Genomic DNA, 1,041 nt, shown 5'->3' with positions numbered 1-1,041 from the left:
ATATCGCCACGCGCATCGTCGAACTCGACCGCGGCACTCTGCGCTCCTATCCCGGATCGTTCTCCAAATACAGCGAGAAAAAAGCGCAAGAGTTGGCAGTCGAGGCGGAACATAACCGCTTGTTTGATAAATTCCATGCTCAGGAAGAAGCATGGATACGCAAAGGCATCGAAGCGCGCCGTACCCGTAATGAAGGCCGCGTGCGCCGTTTGGAAGAGCTGCGCCGCCAGCGCGCCGAGCGCCGCAATGTACAAGGGCAGGTCAACTTTAAGCTCGACAGCGGCGAAAAAAGCGGCAAAATCATCGCCGAATTGGAACACGCTTCTTTTGCCTATGGCGACAAAGTCATCATGGACAAATTCTCCGCCATTTTGCAGCGCGGCGACAAAATCGGCTTAATCGGTCCAAACGGTATCGGTAAAACCACCTTCCTTAAGCTGATTTTGGGCGAATTGCAGCCGACCTACGGCAGAATCCGTATCGGCAGTAAACAGGAAGTTGCTTATTTCGACCAGTTCCGCAGCGCGTTGAACGAAAACGACACCGTGTTTTACACGCTCGGACAGGGCAATGATTACGTTGAAGTCGGTGGTAAGAAAAAGCATGTGATGAGCTATTTGGAAGATTTCCTGTTCCATCCAGCCCGCGCACAAAGTCCCGTTTCATCACTCTCCGGCGGCGAACGCAACCGACTCCTGTTGGCAAAACTCTTTACCCGCCCTGCCAATATCCTGGTCTTGGACGAACCGACCAACGACTTGGACATCGATACCCAAGAGCTGCTCGAAGACCTGTTGCGAGATTACCAAGGCACGGTATTCCTTGTCTCGCATGACCGTATGTTCTTGGATAATGTGATTACTCAAAGCATTGTTTTCGAAGGACAAGGCCGTCTGAAAGAATACATCGGCGGCTATCAGGACTATATCGACGCAAAATCGCGGGAAGATAAAATTCAGACGGCCTCTGCGCCTAAAGCGGTTGCCGAGCCTGAAAAAATCAAACCCAAAGCCAACCGCACGGTCAAACTTTCTTATAAAG

Annotated in this window: 1 protein-coding gene; it reads left to right on the top strand. The window is 51.5% G+C overall.

The window, feature by feature from the left end; genetic code table 11:
• Positions 1–1,041 (top strand): ATP-binding cassette domain-containing protein (locus ACTHUR_RS11875; RefSeq protein ID WP_440398707.1); only part of this gene is annotated, 1,041 nt, incomplete at both ends.

Source organism: Neisseria sp. P0021.S007, from assembly GCF_051956855.1.
This window is presented reverse-complemented; position numbering and strand designations above follow the sequence as displayed.